The following is a 20,420-nucleotide window of genomic DNA, read 5'->3' as shown; positions in this document are numbered from 1 at the left end:
ATGTGCGTACTCAATGTGTTAGGAAAGCTTGCACAGCGAAGACTCAGCGGTTCCATTAACACGACGACCTGGGGAACCCGGGGTCGTGCCTGAAGAAATATTAGAGTTATAGACTTGCGAGCTATCTACATATGAACCGCCTGCGCCGCCGCCGCCCGAAAAAGCAGAGGCACCCACAGGAGACCATGTACGGGTAGTCCACGGTCCATATGTTTCACGAGTCCAGCTCTGATCGGTGATGTAGCCGCCCGATGTAGTTACCGATCCTGAACCACCGCCTCCATAACCCCCACCACCGGTTGCGCCGTGGAGAATAGAACATTGGTTAACTTCTTCATCGGATGAATTCGTCGTGTTCACCATGCCGATACCGACGACACCGGAACCCCCAGTACCACCGTTGGAACCATTACCCGTTAGACGTGCATCATCTCCCATGCTACCCGCAAGGTACTGGTTTATTGTGGAATGCTCGGCATTATTCTCATAGGAAACCGAAGTGATATTCCGTGTATTAACGGTACCGCCAACAGCGCCGCCAGCACCTCCGCGCCCGTCACGGCCACCAAGTCCACCATTCATTTTGAGTCCGAGACCTGGAAAATAGTGGTATATTTCTTCATAACTACCGCCGTTCGTGTCACCAGAGCCTCCCGTACCACCATTAGCGACGGTACCCGGAGTGAAATAAAGGGATTTAAAATCTGCTGGGCGAGGTCCAAGGCTATCTTCTCGCCAGTCCGTATAAAGCGTCTGGCGACCGCCTCCTGCACCGCCACCGCCAGCGATAGCGATAACAGTACCGTTGAGAAGAACCGCAGATGCGCCTCCGCCCGTAGGAGCATAGAACTCCATCAATCCGCCTGGATGCTCCTGAAACCTTTGTACCTGACTATTAGTGCCAATATATGCACCAACATGGGAACCACCGTCTGCCCAACCGCGTCCCGGCGTAGAAGCAGTAGAACCATAAGGGCCGCCTCCACCGGCCACAATGAAGGTGATAACGTCACCTTCGTTGACATTGACAGCACCAGAGACTGTGGCTCCCGCACCCCCGATGCCACCTTGGGCAGACCCCTGGTACGAGCCTCCAGAGCCACCGGTAATAGAAAATTTGAAGGCCTTAGTTTTCTTATCTACCGTTACAGTATATGTACGCGACGTACCGTCGGCTGAGGTATTTGCAAAGGCCTGTTCGTAGCCGCCATATTCACATTCCACCGATGATGCGTAAGCGGGAATGGTAGCGCTTGCTGTCACGAGGGGGACAGCCCACGCCGACCCCTGTACAAGAGTTCGACGAGATAAGAAGGGGGAGGATTTTGCTTTCATGGGTTTAACTCCTTGAGAAATTGATATAAAGATTTGCGAAGTGCAGTAGGGGAGATAGAGCAATCATACGTATAGGGTAACTCCCTAGTTACACGCATTAGAGGGATAAGAAGTACGGTGCGAAATACGTACAAGTATTTCGCACCGTACTTTATTTACTTGGTCTTCTTATCTGCTGTGAAATTACGGCATACAACAGCGGTTGCCGCGCCATTCACACGCATACCGGGCTTACCAATGTTGCTACCAATAGTTATATTGGAGTCATATACGCGAGAGGTATCGACGTAGGACCCTCCACCGCCACCTGCGCCGGAGAACGCCGCTGAGCCAACTGGTGACCAGTATCCCCCCTCGATGTAGTTCCCATCAACCCAACCTGTGACAGAGGCGTAGGATTGATCCGCGCCATAACCGGCAGCAGTAGTCACTGACGCGCTACCGCCGCCGCCGTATCCACCGCCGCCGGTTGAGCCGTGGAGAATGGAACACTGGTTCAGATCACTTGTGCGGTACCAGGTAATAGCCATACCGATACCAACCACGCCTGCACCGCCTTGACCTCCATTATTTCCTTGGGGATTTTTTGTGAGGGTAGCATCGGCACCTGCGTTACCGGCAACGTTTTGGCTGAATAAGTAGCGCTCTTGTGAACCCTCAAAGGAAATAGCGCTGTTGCTCTTCGGATCAGACAAAGAACCTGCAGGTGCACCTGCTCCGCCCTGCCCATTACCGCCGCCAAGACCACCGTTCATGTTGAGGGCAGGTCCTGGGAAGAACAAGTAGGTTTCTTGGTAGCTGCCGCCGCGTTCACCCACACGTCCGCCAGAACCGCCGCTTGCCATATCGCCTGTATTGAATTTGAGACCTTTAAAGCTTTCAGGCTGCGGACCGTAAAACTCCTTATTCCAAGAAGTACGCGAAATCTGGCGAGCCCCTGCACCGCCGCCGCCGCCAGCAATAGCAATAGGAGTACCATTCAAGAGGATTGCTGATGCACCGCCGCCAGTAGGACCATATAGCTCGTTTATTAGGCTCTTGCTAGAATGCTCCTTGTACCGCTTCGTGTACTCATTTTCATCCATGATCGCTTCACTATGAGAGCCACCGTCAGCCCAGCCTTTACCCGGTGTAGACGGGCTATTATTATATGGGCCTCCGCCGCCAGCAATGATGAAGGTTACCTCATCGGTTGGGTTAAGATCAAGGGTTCCGGTAACAAGAGCACCAGAACCACCGTGGCCATCGCGGGCATTGCCTTGATAAGTACCACCAGCTCCACCCAAAAGGGTGAAGGTCATGACTTCAATATTGCCAGCGGTGAAGGTATGGGTTACAGAATCACCGTTTGTCGTAGTGTTAGTGGGTACATCCAGGGTAATACCTGGGGTGCATAGTGATGATGCGAAAGCTGGTACAGAAGCGCTTGCTACGACCATAGGAGTAGCCCACGCAGCACCTTTCACAACGTTGCGGCGAGATATGGAATGCTTCATTGTATCCTTCCAGTGTTTGATGTGTGAGTGATATGAAAACCTTAGCGCTAGTTTTGACGCACTATCGAATGATGGCATTATCACCAATGTCATTAGTAGGCGATAGGTGTCATTATCCTTGGTATCTCTGCAGATTTATCAGTCAGAGCTGTTAAAAACTCTGATATGAAACTGCTCTGCGGAGATGAGAAAGCCCTAAATTATTTTGTGTAGTGGCGCCTTTCGAGGATGGATATAGTGCGATTATTTGAAGCGCATGGATTATTTAAGGATTATAGAGTATTTTCTCTGTGAAATGTATTCCCAAGGTTGAGAATATTATAAAATTCACTATTTTACGTCAATAATGATGTGATATTTACAAATCTCTCAACCTCTTACGGAATGATATTGAGTAAAAATATTAAAAATGTGTCATGTAGTGAATGAGGGAGCATAATGAAATGCATGAGAAGATATTTTGATGTAGGGAGCATCTAGAAATGATTTATTGGTAAAGTTATTTTTGATAAAATTTATGGCTTGCGATACACATACATGAAGTCAGATTCGAAATAGTATTGATGTAAAGTTTTACTTATTTGAGGTATATGAGATAAGGCTTTGCATGGTCAAAATTCTACACATGCAAAGCCTTATCTCTAGAGAGCACCGTAACGCTTGAGCATCATCATATGCTATTCGGCGTTGTCTTTACTTACTCACCTTTATTGTCTTTATTATCCGAGTTTTCTTTCTTGGGGTCATCGTTGTTGGGGAGGCGGCACCAAGAAAGTTCTGCCACGGCGTTAATACGGCTCAAAGCAGTAGCCGGACGGGTGACCAGATCCGGTAGGATCTGCCCTTCAAGGAGAGCATCATCATGGGTTAGGTATGAACCACCCGCACCCGCGCCGCCAGACACAGCGGCAGCACCAACAGGAGCCCAGCCGCCTCGGTCGTATTTAACCCAGCGCTGATCAGAAGCATAAGCACCTGCGGTTGTTACGGAGCCAGAACCGCCCCCGCCGTAACCCCCGCCACCGGTTGAGGAATGCACAAGCGCGCCCTGGTGCAGATATTTGTGGGTAAACTGACGGTTATCGACAAAGGCTCGACCAACTACGCTGCCACCGCCTGTGCCGCCGTTATTGCCGAGGCTATTTCTGTCAAGGGTAGCGTCTTCACCCGATTTGCCAGCTACATCCTCATAAAATACGTCGTTTTCATCGTTAGTTGCAAAAACAATGGAAGCATTGGAATCCATATTGCGCAGACCACCTGTTGCTGCGCCAGCACCACCCTTACCATTCTCTCCCGCAAAACCACCGTTTGCTCTTATGCTAGGACCGGGGAAGAACTTGTAGATCTCAGAGAATGAGCTGCCATTTGCGCCGTTTCCAGCGCCGCCGCTGCCGCCTTGGGCAGCTTCGGTTGTTTCAAGAACGAGAGGGAGAAACTCTTTGGGCTGGGGGCCGGACTGCATATCGTTCCATACGGTGTAGGAGTAGAACCTAGTTCCCGCTCCGCCACCTCCACCGGCGACGGCAATGAGTTTGTCATTGAGGAATACCGCAGATGCGCCACCGCCCGTAGGGCCGTAGTATTCCTCGGCAGTGTTGGGGCCTTCAAAGAATTTAACGGTGCGTGCGTCGGTCGTTTTGTAGGATGGTCCGTGTGAACCGCCGTTAGCCCAGCCCTTACCTGGTTCCGTTGGCTTATCGCGGTTATAGGCGCCGCCCCCAGCAAGAACAAACTTGAGAACGTCATTCTCCTTGACCGCAAGAGTCCCAGTAATGAGTGCGCCTCGGCCGCCGGAACCATGCATTGCAAGACCGCGGTAAGAGCCGCCCACACCGCCAGTAATGCGGAAAGTAACGGTTTCAACACCAGCAGGAATGGTGAAAGCTTCTAGGGTAGATGACCCATCATTAGTGAGGTTCTGGTTAACCGGGACAGAAATGTCGGGAACGCATTTTTCGCGGGATGATGCGTATACAGGAACGGCGGAGCTGGCGATAACAATGGGGGTTGCCCATGTGGTGCCCTGAATAATACGACGTCTAGAAATTGAGCTTGCCACGTATGATAATCCTAAATGTCTGAGATGTAGTGATACTGTCTTTCCCTGTTTGCCTATCAGAGCAAATTCCGGGATGCGTTACTGAGCACAACAGACGCAAAGAATTACATAGGCGAACCTTAATCTGTAATCAACAATATATTTCAGGTATAAGTATATACTTGGCAGAATATATGCTGATATTAAGGTTAGATTCTTGTTATCTGTGTGTTTTGAATCGTAACTGTATCTATAGTTTACGTGGTTGAAGATTGTAGTGGTCGGAAATGCAGAGAGATTTTGGTAGTGCACTTCCATAAAATTTGTTTCAGATCACAAAAAATTTAAGATTTATAGAAGTTTTTGTGATGTAAGATACTAAATATTCTAGAAATTTAGGCACTTTGGCGGAAATTTGTGATTTGTGACATATTTTTCTAAGTAAAGAAACTATTCTTCATATTTGGAAAATGAGCGTGTTCGATAAACGCGGTATGTGGACTATAAGTGCATCAAACTACGCAAGCTATTTGCAATGTATGACGGCGCAAAATGATGTGGAAGAGGATAATTTTATAGACGCGGGGGGGGGGCAATCCTACTCTCGATATTTTAAGGCTATGCGAACTCTATTAGCACTGGAATCGTTTTATTGGATTATGAAATGTTTAAGCAATGCATTGAAAGTACGCAGCTGATCGCACATATTTTAGAATTCACCCACACTTAGGATCTTCAGAACTGGGTAACCAGCATCATCGGAGGCAGCAAGAGTTACCTCCGCCCGAATACCCCAGTCGAAGTTGTCCTCAGGATCAGCAAAGGTCTGCTGTACTTTCCATACGCCAGGATGTTCCCGCACATCATCGTCAATTTGAACGAGCTTAGGGGAGCGAGCCTCAGCATCCGTATAGATATCGTCGTAGGCATCAAAATAGTCATCCATCGCATCCGCCCAAGCGTCAGCATCCCATCCTGAGGCCTCATCTAGTTCCCCAAGTATGTTCTCTCGCTCATCGGCGAAAAGCTCAACACGGCGGAAGAGAGCATTGCGCACCATCACCCGGAACGCACGTACATTCTTCGTGACGGCCGGGGGAGTATCATCCTTAATCTCGGCGGCGGCACGGTCAGCTGCCAAGGATGCAGCATCTTCGCCAGCGGCAAGTTTCTCCCACTCATCCACCAGCGATGAGTCGGTTTGGCGCACTAGTTCACCCAGCCACTCGATAATCTCCGCAAGATCATCGTTGACGGCCGACTCAGGTACCGTTTGCCGCAGCGCCTTATACGCATCCGAAAGGTAACGTAACAGCACGCCCTCGCCACGTTCTAACGCATAATACTGCACAAAGTCGTTGAAGCCCATAGCGCGCTCGTACATATCACGCACCACAGATTTTGGATGCGGCTCAAAGCGTGCCACCCAGGGGGCCGACTGCTGATACGTAGTGTATGCCTGCTCGATTAACTCAGTGAGAGGCTGAGGGTAGGCTACCTGATCGAGCTCATACATACGCTCGTTATACTCCACACCGTCTGCCTTCAGCTGCGCTGAAAGCTCGTTCTTAACCTTACGCTCCTGTGCATATAACACCAGGTGAGGCGGTTCCAAAGTTGCCTCAATCAGCGAAAGAACATCTAAAGCATAGTTGGGAGAATCAGGATCCAAAAGTTCAATAGCTGCCACCGCGAATGCCGAAAGTGGCTGATTTAAAGCAAAGTTATCCTGTAAATCCTCGGTAAACCGCAGGTATGAGCCATGCTCATTCGGGGTATCTGTGCGCTCAATAACCCCGCCGGTCAGTAGTTCCTTATAGATACTAACGGCTTTACGCAAAAGTTCCCGGCGACGCTGTGGAGGCTCATGATTCACCTGAAGAATGCGATAGGCTGCGACCACCGGGTTCTGAGGGCGCTGCATCAGGTTCAAAAGCATTGAGTGGGTAATATCAAACGAAGAAGTTAGCGGCTCAGGCTCTGCCGCGACCAGCTGATCGAAGGTCTTCTCTGACCAACCCACAAAACCTTCCGGCGCTTTCTTGCGTTTAGACGACAGTGACTGATTAATCTTCTTTGCATCGTCACCGAACTTCGCCTGTGCTTTGGCCAATAGGCGCGCATTTTCTATATCGTGTTCGGGCGCCTGCACCACTACGGTACCGGCGGTATCAAAACCAGCTCGACCGGCACGTCCCGCGATTTGGTGAAATTCACGTGCGCGCAGGCGGCGATTCTTCGACCCATCAAACTTTGACAAGGCCGTAATAAGTACAGTGCGAATAGGAACGTTAATGCCTACGCCCAAAGTATCGGTACCGCAAATCACCTTTAATAACCCAGCCTGCGCAAGCCTCTCCACAAGGCGACGATACTTAGGGAGCATTCCCGCATGGTGAATACCAATACCAGCCCGCACCAGTTTATTCAGCGCCTTGCCGAAACCCGGACCAAACCTGAACTTCGCAATAAGCTGCGCGATCCGCTCTTTCTCCTCCTTTGAAGCAATAGCTACCGGCAGCAGCGCGTTTGCCTGTTCCAGGGCGGCCTTCTGCGAAAAATGAACAATGTAGACGGGGGCTTGCTTAGTCTGCACAAGCTCCTGAACCGCCTCCTGAATGGGGTCGGTTGAGTAGTAGAAATGAAGCGGAATTGGACGTTCACTACTGGCAACCAGCACGCTTTCGCGGCCGGTGAGCGTCGTCATCTCTTCCTGGAAGCGCGTGGTGTCGCCTAGGGTCGCGCTCATGAGCAAGAATTGCGCCTGCGGAAGCTCTAAAAGCGGCAGCTGCCATGCCCAGCCGCGTTGCGGATCGGAGTAGAAATGGAACTCATCCATAATAACTTGGCAGACATCCGCAGTCTTACCCTCGCGCAGAGTAATATTCGCTAGAATTTCGGCGGTACAACAGATAATGGGGGCATCCGCGTTAATAGCCGAATCCCCGGTAATCATACCGACATTTTCGGCACCAAAAATCTCGATAAGATCAAAGAACTTCTCAGAAACAAGCGCTTTAATGGGTGCGGTGTAGTAGGAACGCTGCCCAGTTGCCAAACCGGTAAAATGCGCCGCCACCGCCACTGTAGATTTACCAGAACCGGTGGGGGTAGCCAGCACCACATTATGCCCCGCCGCAATTTCCAAGACAGCTTCATCTTGAGCCGGGTAAAGCGTCATGCCTCGGCTGGAGATCCACCCGGTGAACGCCTCATAGATTTCATCCGGGGTGAGCGGATTGCCAGTATAGTCGCGCCGGTTGTAACCGCCGGGATTCTCCGCGAGTTTGGGGGAAAGGTATTCAAGAATGCTCATGGTGCTTCAATTTTACCGAGTCTAGAGGCAGAGAATTAGCAGAATCCGTCAAAATCAGCGATGCGCACAATATTGGGTGACTATTGCGTTGCGCAAGATATACACGCCACAGGAAACTTAGGTTATGGTCATTTTTTACGCTAGCAGAAACCCCTCTGACTGTTAGACTTGCGTATAGCGAAGTGCGGTTAGTTTCCCTTCTGATAAGGAGTACGCAATATAGCATGAGAATATCCTTAAAGGACACACAAATAGCGGGATACTGGGCGACCGCAAGGAAAAATACTCTTGATGATTGTGTGTCAGAACTTCACCATTTTATGACCTCGCTTGAGTCACTGTACCCGGGCGGACACTGGCGTATCATGCGCTAAGCTCCTCAGCGGTTAGGGGCTAATGTTGAAAACGCTATTCCTGGATTGACCGATCTGCTACTGGGCCAGCTAGAGGGCGCGAAAACTCCAGATGCAGACGCCTCATTTGGGTACTACTTTAACCTTGAATATCTGGGGCCGCTCCCAATAATTGTCCAAGGATGCGTGGGAATACAAACCGACAATAAGAATTTTAAAAACTTTGTCCTGATCAAATTTTGGCGAGACCCCGAAGTGCCAGAATCTTCACAGGGAGAACCCACTCTTGAATCCGGTCACCAACTGCTTGAAACAATTATTCGTTGTTGGTCACCGCACTTAGCGACATGGACAACACCCGCCTGGTTACGTGCTGTACCGAAGAGAGAAGCGTATACACCATCTCTAGGGTGGAAAACCTATTTCAGCGAACCAGCAGCATGCGAACTAATCAGCGACTTAGGAAACCCCCTGCATCAGGGAATACTTCTTGAAACCTCATCGGATATTCACGATGTCACCCCGGAGAAAAATGTGGCGCTCGCGCAAGAACTATCGAACCGTGGAGTAGAGAGTGTACTCTACTGCGGCACATGAACGTATTGAATCAGCATCTTGAATCTTCGCACCAAAAAATTACTGCGTGACATCCTCTGCTGAGTATGTTTCATCTAGATTGTTTACAAAACTATCGTAGCTAGTTTCTGTAGGCCCTCGTGAAAATAAGCGGTACAACAGAAAACTATAAAATCTGCAATGCAACATGTCACATATATAAGGTAAATGTGTTAGCCTCAATATTTAATGAAATAGAGGGTATAAGCGAGGCACATATGGCGAATGTGGATGAGCAGCATCACCAAAGAAGTACAGAAGAAGCTCCCACTAGTACAAAGACGACACAGAACCAGCAGAAAAATCCTACACAGTCCTCACAAACTCCCAAGGTAGGTATTTCTGACGATGACCTGAAAAATCGGGTATCTTTACGTGTGAGTGCCCCCGGGTATACATATCCCTGGTACCGTTGGGTTATCCCCATGCTTGGCGAAACTACTGCGGGTATAGGCGCTATCGGCATTCCCGTTGTCGTGGGCACTTTTATCAATCACCAAATCGCAGGACACACGGCTGATGCCTGGCTGCTGTTTTGGGTCGTTGTCGTCTCCATCGGGTTTATCGCGCTCAACGAATACTTTGGGTGGGGCGCATCCATGAAATTTGGCGCCGAGCTAGACCGCGACTGGCGCACCTATATTAACGCCCTGCTCAACCGCGCAGCGCATAAGAACAATGCGGGTGAGATGGTTACCGTTATGAGCAAAGACGTGCGCCGTATCAGCGCAGTATTTTTCTCAATCCCTCTCTTCACCAACGCCATGATTATCGCAACTTTAGGCGCTATACAGTTGTGGCTCATTAGTCCGCTCACTGCGGCGGTGACTCTTACCGGAACAGCCTTAGTGATATGGGTTCTGGCGAAATACTCCACCTTCATGGAAAGTAAAGTGGGCGTCTACCGCGCAAAAGATGGTGAAAATTCTTCGCGTGCCTCAGATATAGCAACAGGACTACGCACCATCACAGGACTGGGCGCTGAACAGCAAATGCGCGAGCGCTATCACCAGGGAGCAGATGACGTTTTCGACGCTCTCATGGAATATGAGAAAACTCATCGCTGGATGTTCCTTATCCGCGTATTCCTCAGTGGAACAGTCACCCTGCTTGGTATTGGTTTCGCGCTGACGGGACACGTTGAGAACGGACGCTGGGTACCTGATGTTCCAGCTGCTTCCCTAGTAACGGTTGCTTCTATTATCGCCATGATGGGTGGACCCGTCTGGATTTCACAAAACTTTCTCACCGAATGGCGTTACGCTAAGGTGGGGCTGGCTAAAGTTGCTCGGCTTGAAGGATACGCCGGGGTACGTCAAGGTGTGCTCAAAGAACCGCGAACAGATACCGAACTTGAAGCATATATGAACCATGAGAAAGAACACGATATTCCGGTCGTCGATATCCCACAGGATCCCGCAAAGGCACGCAACGCGCGCATTGTATACATCAATCCTCGACATTGGCAGCTGACTGCTCAAGAGTATGCAGAATCGCTTGTCGAACATGTGCGTGCGCTCGCTGCCGAAAAACTGCCGGATAAACAGCGAATTCTACTAAGTGAGCCTAACCCTATGATTTTCGCCGGAACTTTGCGGAATCACCTACGTCTGGGCACCGTACCGCCCGAAGATACTGTGGCTGCGCAAGCGAAAGATGAAGCTCTCCTTCAGATAACAGACTCTAGCGAAATTGCTTACCGTTTGGGTGGGCGAAATCCAGATGAATATTTTGAAGCGCTGATCACTAGCGAAGGGGCTAACCTGTCGGGCGGACAACGCCAACGTTTAGCTCTCGCACGTGCGCTCGCTCAGGACACCCAAATACTCATTTTGACTGAGCCCCTTAATTCTGTGGATGAGCCAAGCCAGAAATATATTTACGACAGACTTGAGGAATGCGTGGGCACGCCTGCAGCACCAGAGCTCTATCCTGGGCTGCTTGCGGGCTTTGAGACTATTTACATTATTTCGACAACTGCAGAAGTATCTCGGCGTATTGCGCGAGATAACAATATCGAAACCCAGAGGGTAAATCATGTCTAAGTTACCAACCGAACCGCCCCGTGTGGTTGTGCAGAAAATGGGTTCTTATATTGTGCGTTATAGAGGGCGTGCATTCTTCACTTTTATGGTTTATGTGTTGAGCAGCGTCATGGGCGCGGTAGTGCCTCTGCAGATTGGTGCAACTGTTGACGACGTTGTGGCTGGTAAGTATGCGCAATTTCCGTGGAAACCTGTATTGATCATTCTTGCCGCTACTGTTGCTCAAGCCATCGTGATGCTTTTGGCTATGTACAGCGCCGCCCGTCTTGGCGCCCTCGTAACACGCCAAGCAAGTATAGATACCATCGATGCAACTCTAAATCTTGATGCGCGAACCGTCGAGGAATCCGGCAGCGGCGACCTGCTCACACGAGTAACTGATGACCTGTCTTCAGCCTCGAACGCCGTCAGCTTTGACCTGCTCGAAATTCTTTTTGTGATTCTGTATTTCGTAGTTTCTATGGTTTCACTTGCCGCACTCAGCATACCTCTGAGCGTTATCTTCCTGCCTATGATTATCGGCTTGGGCTTGCTGATGGGATATTTTCTGCCGCGTCTTGCCCGTGAAAATCAGAGCGTGCAGGAGATTACGAGCGAGCTTAATAGCGTGCTGACCGAGAACGTCCGGGGCGCATCCACCATTCGTGAACTTGGGGTGCATGATGCCCGCAACGAAACATTTGAGGCTGATAACGATCGGCGTTATCGGGCTACACTCAAGATGGTGCGTATACGCCAGAATTATTACACGCTTGATGCTCTGAATGCGTGGTTCCCTACCGTTATCTGCTTGCTCTGGGGGTCCTTCTGCGTCATGCAAGGGTGGGCAACCTGGGGTGCCTTGGCGACTGCATCCATTATGGTTTTCGGCCTGAGAACTATGGCGGATATTTTGGGGCATCACGTGGGCAATATACGCATAATGCTGGTTAATATGGGGCGCGTGTTCGGGATTATTAATCTGGCGCAAGCGCAGCGTGCTCGGCGCAAAGATATTCGTAGAGCACAACATCATGAAACTTTGGGGAATACCACACATGTAATCGAATGCTCCCATGTGTCGTACGGTTATTCTTCAGATGCGCTTGTACTGACTGATATTAATCTAAAGATTGCGCCTGGGGAGTGCTTAGCGTTAGTTGGGCGTTCTGGCTCAGGAAAAACCACGTTTGCAAGGCTCATTGGTGGTTCCTTGAGCGCGCTTGACGGTACAATCCGTGTGCTGGGAAAACCAGTTGGCAATGGGGAATTTCCAACCGACAAGTACGAAGATGGTAGGCCGCGACTACTGGTTTGTACCCAAGAAGCGCATATTTTCTTTGGTACCGTTATTGATAATTTCACCGCTGTAGTACCAGAAGCCACCGAGAAACAGATCGGTGAAGCTCTGGATGCTGTTAGCGCTCGTTGGTGGCGTGAGCTTCCCCAAGGGTTGAAGACGCGCATCGGTACGGGAGAGCACGAACTCACCCGTGACCAGATTCAGCAGCTTGCTTTAGCGCGCATCGTCGCGGCAAACCCTCACGCGGTGATTCTTGATGAATCGACCACCCAGCTTGAGCTTGTGAACGCGACCGAATCATTACAGGCCGTGCTCGCGAATCGTGCTGTGTTGATTATTTCGCACGATGCGCGTATCGCCTCTCTGGCAGACCGCGCCGTTTTGCTTCAGGAAGGCATGATTACTGCTGAGGGCACGCCCGCTGAGATTTTCGCTCTGACCTAGAAGATGATAGTCAAAAGCCGTACACTCTCTGCCCCTCTCGTAGATGGGCACAACGGCACGATAGAGAAGAAAAGTGTACGACGCTCGGACAGGTTATAGAGTTAGTTGGGATTTATTTTTTCTTATGGAGCCGCCATTCGGTATCGCCTGCTCCCGAGTCATCGCGATGCCAATGCTGCCCTGTCACCGGATCAGGCTGCGTTAACTTTGGATTCGGGTTATTACGATCGGGCTCATCCGGATGTGCTGGGCATCCTCGAGCACCAGGGTCTTCGTGGCAGGTTTTACCTACAGAATGCACCTCGGTATCCCACACGCGTACTAGAGTGGGATCACTGCGAACCGTAAGCGAGCCAACAATATTCCAATCTCCACCTTTGAGACGGTACCGACCCTGATAGGTGGCAGTAACGTAAGCATGATAGTTGCCGGATTCTTTGAAAGCATAGCTGGTGTCGGTGGGTTTAAAGTTACGTTTGCTCTTGTCCCAGACAGAGCCTTGCGCGGTTCCTGAATCCCGCGTTGTGTACACAGGGTCGCCGGCACCGTACTCATAGGTATAGGCAACGGGAACAGCTTCTATCGTGACTTCTTCATCGAGGATAGTAGTATCACGTGCTTCGGTTTTAACACCGGTCACATAGAAGTTTGTGTTGATCCCGGTATTGACGTGGGGCTCATGCCCGTCGAAATGTAGTGCGGGTTTTGTGGTGGTAAGTTCGGCGAGTTGCTCCCGAACCTGGTGCTCTATCTTTTGGGTGCGAACTTGGGCGTTATCGGCAGTAGGTTCGTTTTCAGGTGTGTTTTGGTCTGCAGGATCGTTGGGAACGCACGTTATACCGCCGTTTCCTGACTGAACGACACCGTATTGTTTATAGTTGCCTGAATCGTCAATGGGTAGGGGAACACGGGCTACTTTACCGGGTTTCCCTTGGTAGAGACAGGGCGCATCTTTTGAAGCATTGCCATTGTAGACATCGAAGGTATTTCCTACACTACTCACGGTTGCGGGAGCGTTAGAGCCTGTATCGGCGATACCTTGCTTCGCGTCAGTATCTCGATATCCATTACTTTGTTGAGGTACCGTATGAGGTTCGTTAGGCTGTTGTGAATTGCTGGAAGACGAGGTTCCCTTAACCGTGAGTTTACCTCCGTGGATATTGCCTGAATAATCGTTTGCAGCAGAAGAAGAGTATGACACTGTACAGAAGAAAATTACTGTTATAGCGCAAAAAACGCGTTTCTTATTTGAGCTCAACTTTTTCCATCCCAGCAAATGCCCAGTGACCAGTTGATTTGAAAACGATACCGAATTCGATAGTGTTCTTATTTTGTTCGGACAAGGGATAGGTATGGGTCTTATAGTCTTCGTTATCTAAGTAGACGACGTCGTTAGCGATAATATTTCCGATGATGAGGTAAACGTGATCGCTTGGCGATATCAGAGTGGACGGGTCAAAGGTGAGTTTTCTAGTACCACCAACTGCCCATCCTCCCTTTTGGTAGAGCCTATAGATATAGTTGGCAATCTCTTCCTCTTCTTTATAACCTTCAGACGTATAGTCAGCATATGGTTGTACGTCTCCAGTCTGTATAGCGTAATTCCGCAGGTCGTTCCAATACTGAATAAAGTGAAAAAGCGCCTCCGGTGTCTCAATCCCAATATCTTCGGGCTTTTTGGGCTTGGGGACGTTCTGCGCGGGTCCTTTTTCGTCTGCGGGACGGTACTCACCTTTGGGCGCTTCAGAGCCACCAGAATAACCCTTAGTGAAGGTCGGATGCGCCTGGGCCTCAGGTGAGGCAGATTCGGTACCATGTGGGCTGGAGCTACCGTCTGTGGTGTCGGATGTTTCGGCACGAGCAGGTGCCGTATCATGTGTTTGCTCTCCGCAAGCGGTCAGGAACTCAGTAACGCAGATCCCCGATGCGAAGGCTATCAGGGCACGACGGTTGAGGACTTTTTGAGGCACGCTGTTGTGCCTAAGGGCAGGAATGCTCATCAGTGAACTTTCGTGGTTGGGTGAATATACAGCAGGCCGCAGGGGAGCGCGACCCTTTTCAACAGTACTGTTACATGTCAAGAATAAGAAATATTACTTTATAAGAGTTTGAAAATTACCAAAACTTAGAGATATGTGCACGGCAATGACATATAAAGTCCGTGAACCTATTGAGCCCAACGGTATATGCTACAGTGAAAACGCGATATGGGGTGCTCCATTTTGTAACGGATACACAGCACGGCGCTGTTGTCTGGAGCTGAGATATACCCATTGAACCTGCTCTAGTTAGAACTAGCGAAGGGATATCGAACTGTGGCAGAGCAGCCTTAACCTTCTTTCTGAAACATCCGATTCATCATTATCTAGATAGCGTGGTGCGTTTGCAGCGATGCCACGCCCATCCCAAGGAGACTTATAGCTATGACGCTATTAAACACATCTACGCCTCGTGTGCTTTCCATTGCCGGAACCGACCCTACAGGCGGTGCTGGAATCCAAGCTGATCTCAAGTCTATTGCCGCAAGCGGTGGTTACGGTATGTGCGCCACAACCGCGCTTGTCGCACAGAATACACAAGGGGTTCGCAGCATTTTTGCTCCACCCACCGAGTTTTTACAAGAACAGCTTGCGGCAGTTTTCGACGATGTGACTGTGGATGCCGTTAAAATCGGTATGCTCGGCGATGTTGAAACTATCACTACCGTCAAGACCTGGCTTGCAGAACATCCGGTACCAGTGGTGGTACTTGATCCGGTGATGGTTGCCTCCAGTGGCGATCGCCTGATTAGTCAAGACGCCGAGCAGGCACTGCGCGAATTGGTGGCGCAGGCAGATGTTATCACTCCGAATATCGCCGAACTCGCGGTGCTCTGTGAGAGCAACCCTGCCCAGACTTTGAAGGAGGCGCATCACCAGGCGGCTCAGCTCGCGGGGAGCACTGGCACGATCGTGATTGTTAAGGGCGGTCACCTGACGGGGGAGGACGCCGGAAACTCGGCTGTTTTTCCTGATGGAACTCATACACATGTGGCTACTGCTCGCGTCCAAACGAAGAATACCCACGGTACCGGGTGCTCGCTCTCATCAAGTCTTGCTACCCGCCTTGGACTTGCCCGTATGAACGGCAATAAAGAGCTGAACGCACAAGTGCTCACGAACGCGCTGGCATGGAGCACCCGGTGGCTCAACGAAGCTATTATCGCTGGTGAGGAACTGCACGTGGGCAGCGGGCAGGGTCACGGGCCGGTTGATCATCAGGCACGCGCTCGCCGTTTGGAACATGCAGCCGATACGAAACCGTGGGAACACTTGTATGTTGCTGAAGAGCTTACAGGTGAGAACCCCAAGAACTTGGTGAAACCCGCGCAGCGGAAATCCCCAGACCCGAAGGTAACTCCGGCGGGTCCGTGGACCGCCGTCCTGTGGCAAGCTACCGGTGATATTTGGCGTGACATTCTCGATTTGCCTTTTATTCGTGGGCTGGGCGACGGCACGCTTGACGAGGATTTATTCGGCTTCTATTTAGACCAAGATGCACAGTACCTTGCTCAGTATTCTCGCACCTTAGCTACTCTTTCGGCACGTGCCACCTCATCGCAAGGTCAGGTGCATTGGGCTGCGGGTGCCCAGGCGGCAATTGTTGAGGAATCGCTTTTGCACGATGAATGGTTGGCGGCGCATCCCGCTATTCCTGCGGAGCAGAGTGGTATTCGGCGTGGTGCACCTTCGGCAGTGACAATGGGGTACACGAACTTTTTACGTGCTACTGCTGCTGGCGAGGATTATGTGGTGGGCGCAGCTGCGGCGCTTCCATGCTACTGGCTGTACCTTGAGATCGGTTACCGGCTCTTGGAGAAAACCCACGAGGAACATCCGTATAATGCTTGGATTTCGGTGTATGGCGGCGAAGAGTTTGCTACGGATGTGCGCCGGTGCGTGGCGGTTGTTGAGGAAGCATTTGAGCAGGCTTCCCCCAGTCAGCGTGTTGCCGCCGCGCAGGCATATATGAGCGCATGCCTATATGAACGTGACTTTTTCGACCAGGCTCATAGAGCGTTGCGGTAAAATCACACCGTCCGGCCCCCACGCGAAAAAGTAAAAAAGGCTCTTTATCCAAATAAAGCGTATTTTTCACCGCTTGATTTGGATAAAGAGCCTTTTTAGCACGTAGAAGGGACTATGCCCCCAGAGTCTCCAGACGCTCAATCAGGCGCTTGCCGTGATCCTCACCGATGGCGCGAGCAACAGCGGGGTTATCGGGGTCGCCGGTTGTGCCGTAGCTGTACAGTGGTTCTTCAAGAGGCATACCGGTGAACGCTGCGGTGTTCTCAAACTCGGTCAACGTGGCAGATACGTCGCGTGGCAGCATAGTGCGGTAGACATCTTCAATAGCGCCAGCGGTTGCAGAGATCAGAAGCTTCTTACCCTGCAAAGCGGTGCCGTTTTCTCCATACGCGAAGCCGTACTCGAAAACGTCGTCAATCCACTGCTTCAACAGAGAAGAAATTGAATACCACATTACCGGGAACTGCAGAACGATGACGTCTGCTTCCACAAGTGCCTTCTGCTCAGCAGGTACGTCAAACTTACCGTTTACACGCAGCTTGTCGAGCTCACGAATCTTGACGTTATCGCCGAACCGTGCCCGCACGGCATCAAGAATAGCCTTGTTAGCGTTAGAAGTCGTAAGGTCAGGGTGCCCCGAAATAATCAGGATATTAGACATAGTCATCCAATCTATTAAACATCAGAATCATGAGCTTGTGAGTGCTGATTCAAGTATAAGCTCAAGTTTGCCACCTTCGTATATTAGCACGCTATTCCCTATGTCTGCCTGTGAACATTATGTCGAATCTAATACATACTGCTAACAAGCTTTTAGTTTTCCAGAAGGTGTACGATGCACAACATTACCCATAAAATGCATGACAAATACCTAATGCGATGGCGCCGAAAAAGAAAATAGCAACCGCAATATACTAAGCCCGCAAGGATTCTAACCTGGCGATGAGCTTGGTGCCATGATTCTCACCAATAGCCCGTACCGCTGCGGCATTCCCCGGATCGCTTGATGTGCCGTAGCTGAAAATAGGTTCTTCCAACTCCATACTCGTGAAAGCGGCAGTATTCCCAAAGTCGGCGTATGTAGTTGTGAGCTCATACGGCAAAGCATCACGGTACATATTCTCGGGAGCTCCCGCAGTTGCAGAAATCAAGAGCTTCTTACCGCGCAGCGCCGTGCCTTGCGAACCGTATGCGAAGCCATACTCGAAAACGTCATCAATCCATTGTTTCAGCAATCCCGGCATCGAATACCAGTACACAGGGAACTGAAGCACCACGATATCTGCTTCCGCGAGTGCCTTCTGCTCGGCTGGAACATCGAATTTACCATTCACGTACAGTTTGTCGAGTTCACGCATGTTTATCGCATCGCCAAAATGGTTTTTTACGGCATCAAGAACCGTCTTATTTGCGGTGGAATCTGGCAGGTTCGGGTGACCTGAAATAACAAGAATCTTTGACATGATAAATCCAATCTGTGTGCGATAAACAGGAAAGTTAGGAATCCAATATATCGAGCCTCAAGTAGAGCTGCTAGGTTCCTTGCTTATTTTCACGATTTCTACGCCCTGAGGTGAATAGGTTAAAGAAATATCCGGAACAAGCTATATTTTCCGAGTCTGTGGGAAAGAACTGTTCCGGATATTTCTGTGATATTTATCGAAGGCTGCTGTTACTTTTCCTCGTGAGAAGCACCCTTCAAAGCCCCCATAAGCGGTCCCACAATATCCAGCGGAAGCGGGAAAACAACCGTCGAATTCTGATCAGCGCCCAACTCCAAGAGAGTCTGCAAATACCGCAACTGTAACGAAGCCGGTGAATCACTGAGAATATCAGAAGCCTCCTTAAGCTGAGATGAAGCCTCAAGCTCACCACGTGCCGAAATGATCTTGGCGCGGCGTTCACGTTCAGCCTCGGCCTCACGAGCCATTGCGCGCTGCATGGCCTCAGGAATCTCAATATCCTTGATCTCAACCAGCTCGACTTTAATACCCCACGGGCGGGTGCGTGAATCAATAATGCTCTGCAAATCCGCATTCAAATCATCACGATGCGCCAGCAAAGTATCAAGATCCACACGCCCCAGCAGTGAACGTAGTGTAGTCTGAGCGATCTGAGAAGTAGCGATCGGGTAGTTTTCGACCTCAAGTACGGCGTCTTTTGCACTAATCACACGGAAAAGTACTACCGCGTTCACGCGCGCAGGAACGTTATCTTTTGTGATAACTTCCTGCGGGGGAATGGTCAGCGTAATCACACGCATGTCCACGCGCTGCAGAGAATCGATGAGCGGAACCACCAGGTTAATACCAGGTTTCAGCTCGGAACGCAGATGACCGAAGCGGAAAGAAATACCGCGCTGATATTCAGGGATGACCCGAAGGGTACGAATAATCAGAAAAGCGACGATTACAAGAATCGGAATAACAATCGAAAGAACGGTAAGAGAATCCATCATGTCCTCTAAAAATATGTTGGTAACGGTCAGTAGGAATGACCTGTGTAGATGCGTGCTGAGAAAAAATCTAGATGCGGTGACAATACGCACCCCGATCTCTAGGTTACCGATTCATCAACAACGGTACCTTAGAAACCGGGGCGCGCATCCTCACACTAACGAGAGACTTCTTCGAGATTCTGCTCCTGAATAACCTCTGTGGTAGTTTTATGCAGACGTGGGGTAGAAGTCCCCTCGCCGCTCCACGCCGGACGATCAGGATCAATCTGCGAAGAACGCACAGGCAAAGTTGCAGCAGAGATTATCTGCTTACGAGCATCGTCGGTGCGGCGCTTACGCTCATTGCCAATACCGCCCCACTTAGCGGCAAACCTATCCATCTTAACCGCCACCGATTCATCCGCAGTAGACCCAGGAATATGTTTAGGATCTGCCACAAAGTTCTCAGGCGATTTGATGAGCTTGATGGCTAGGGGATAGGTGAGTGACAAGCAAGCCACAATAACGGCGGCTTCCACCAGCAGCTCCAAGGGAGCATGCCAGGCCAGAGCCGTAGCACCCACGATAATAGGACCGAAAAGCGCAACCGTCACGGCAAGACCGCGATGGAACTTACCCGACTCCGAGTAAGGCCACTCATCAACTTCACGCGTAAGTTCACGCCCATTAGACGAGACGGTGCAAGTGTCCTTAATAGGACAGGTATTGCACACGCTCGGCTTGGCGCGGTAGCGCATCACACGATTATCCGTATCAAACGCTACCGGCCATAGCCACTGATCCTCGGGGCAGAGCCACGCATCGTTACTCTCGTGGTAGGTGAACCCGAAAGTCCGGGATGCCACGAAACGTTGGCTTGTGCGCTTAGCAAGAATATCGAAGCCCCACCCGACGGCGACTAGCCCCAGCGCATAAACGCTGGATAGCCACACCATCAGGGATACTCCGGCAATTTGCTCAGGCATGAT

At 50.5% G+C, this 20,420-nt stretch carries 14 protein-coding genes and 1 riboswitch; of the genes, 4 read left to right on the top strand and 10 right to left on the bottom strand.

Annotated elements, in window-relative coordinates; genetic code table 11:
• Positions 1-18 precede the first annotated feature (18 nt).
• The 4 genes from HMPREF2981_RS09355 to HMPREF2981_RS09340 form a co-directional block, all read right to left on the bottom strand.
• The gene (locus HMPREF2981_RS09355; RefSeq protein ID WP_048779770.1) at positions 19-1,335 is read right to left on the bottom strand and encodes a hypothetical protein; all 1,317 of its coding nucleotides are present in this window, start codon (positions 1,333-1,335) and stop codon (positions 19-21) included.
• Positions 1,336-1,490: 155 nt separating this feature from the next.
• Complete coding sequence (locus tag HMPREF2981_RS09350; protein WP_246825440.1) at positions 1,491-2,831, bottom strand: hypothetical protein; 1,341 nt, start codon at positions 2,829-2,831, stop codon at positions 1,491-1,493.
• A 697-nt stretch (positions 2,832-3,528) separates the two neighbouring features.
• The gene (locus HMPREF2981_RS09345) at positions 3,529-4,893 is read right to left on the bottom strand and encodes a hypothetical protein (protein WP_070662598.1); all 1,365 of its coding nucleotides are present in this window, start codon (positions 4,891-4,893) and stop codon (positions 3,529-3,531) included.
• 688 nt (positions 4,894-5,581) lie between these two features.
• Entirely contained in the window at positions 5,582-8,188 is a 2,607-nt protein-coding gene (locus HMPREF2981_RS09340) for a DEAD/DEAH box helicase (protein ID WP_070662595.1), read from the bottom strand.
• Positions 8,189-8,727: 539 nt separating this feature from the next.
• On the opposite strand from HMPREF2981_RS09340, the gene HMPREF2981_RS10715 reads away from it, so the two are divergent.
• The 3 genes from HMPREF2981_RS10715 (at position 8,728) to HMPREF2981_RS09330 (ending at position 12,927) form a co-directional block, all read left to right on the top strand.
• Entirely contained in the window at positions 8,728-9,138 is a 411-nt protein-coding gene (locus HMPREF2981_RS10715; RefSeq protein WP_246825439.1) for an immunity 52 family protein, read from the top strand.
• Positions 9,139-9,374: 236 nt separating this feature from the next.
• A complete protein-coding gene (locus HMPREF2981_RS09335) occupies positions 9,375-11,201 on the top strand; it encodes an ABC transporter transmembrane domain-containing protein (protein ID WP_246825438.1) in 1,827 nt (608 codons plus the stop codon).
• Positions 11,194-12,927: an ABC transporter ATP-binding protein gene (locus tag HMPREF2981_RS09330; protein ID WP_070662590.1), complete on the top strand. Its 1,734-nt coding sequence runs from the start codon at positions 11,194-11,196 to the stop codon at positions 12,925-12,927. Before HMPREF2981_RS09335 ends, HMPREF2981_RS09330 begins: the two co-directional genes overlap by 8 nt.
• 112 nt (positions 12,928-13,039) lie before the next feature.
• On the opposite strand, the gene HMPREF2981_RS09325 is transcribed toward HMPREF2981_RS09330, so the two are convergent.
• Both HMPREF2981_RS09325 and HMPREF2981_RS09320 read right to left on the bottom strand, forming a co-directional pair.
• Positions 13,040-14,128 (bottom strand): hypothetical protein, encoded by a 1,089-nt coding sequence (locus HMPREF2981_RS09325; protein WP_246825437.1) that lies wholly within the window; start codon positions 14,126-14,128, stop codon positions 13,040-13,042.
• A 43-nt stretch (positions 14,129-14,171) separates the two neighbouring features.
• Entirely contained in the window at positions 14,172-14,927 is a 756-nt protein-coding gene (locus tag HMPREF2981_RS09320; protein WP_070662587.1) for a DUF6318 family protein, read from the bottom strand.
• Between the two features lie 198 nt (positions 14,928-15,125).
• Positions 15,126-15,250: riboswitch (TPP riboswitch) on the top strand.
• Positions 15,251-15,350: 100 nt separating this feature from the next.
• On the opposite strand from HMPREF2981_RS09320, the gene HMPREF2981_RS09315 reads away from it, so the two are divergent.
• The gene (locus tag HMPREF2981_RS09315; RefSeq protein ID WP_070662585.1) at positions 15,351-16,994 is read left to right on the top strand and encodes a bifunctional hydroxymethylpyrimidine kinase/phosphomethylpyrimidine kinase; all 1,644 of its coding nucleotides are present in this window, start codon (positions 15,351-15,353) and stop codon (positions 16,992-16,994) included.
• A 112-nt stretch (positions 16,995-17,106) separates the two neighbouring features.
• Here the strand turns inward: HMPREF2981_RS09315 and HMPREF2981_RS09310 are convergent, their stop codons facing one another.
• The 4 genes from HMPREF2981_RS09310 to HMPREF2981_RS09295 form a co-directional block, all read right to left on the bottom strand.
• Positions 17,107-17,655: an NAD(P)H-dependent oxidoreductase gene (locus HMPREF2981_RS09310; RefSeq protein ID WP_070662582.1), complete on the bottom strand. Its 549-nt coding sequence runs from the start codon at positions 17,653-17,655 to the stop codon at positions 17,107-17,109.
• 253 nt (positions 17,656-17,908) lie between these two features.
• Positions 17,909-18,457, bottom strand: a complete 549-nt coding sequence (locus tag HMPREF2981_RS09305) for an NAD(P)H-dependent oxidoreductase (protein ID WP_070662579.1) — start codon at positions 18,455-18,457, stop codon at positions 17,909-17,911.
• A gap of 209 nt (positions 18,458-18,666) precedes the next feature.
• Positions 18,667-19,449 carry a slipin family protein gene (locus HMPREF2981_RS09300; protein ID WP_004004593.1) on the bottom strand — a complete coding sequence of 261 codons (783 nt, stop codon included), beginning with the start codon at positions 19,447-19,449 and terminating at the stop codon, positions 18,667-18,669.
• A gap of 158 nt (positions 19,450-19,607) precedes the next feature.
• Positions 19,608-20,417: a transposase gene (locus HMPREF2981_RS09295; RefSeq protein ID WP_070662576.1), complete on the bottom strand. Its 810-nt coding sequence runs from the start codon at positions 20,415-20,417 to the stop codon at positions 19,608-19,610.
• Between the last annotated feature and the right edge of the window lie 3 nt (positions 20,418-20,420).

Source organism: Rothia sp. HMSC069C01, assembly GCF_001814655.1.
GTDB classification, from domain to species: Bacteria; Actinomycetota; Actinomycetes; order Actinomycetales; family Micrococcaceae; genus Rothia; species Rothia dentocariosa.
Note: the sequence above shows the minus strand (reverse complement) of the source record. Positions and strands in the feature narration are given on the sequence as shown.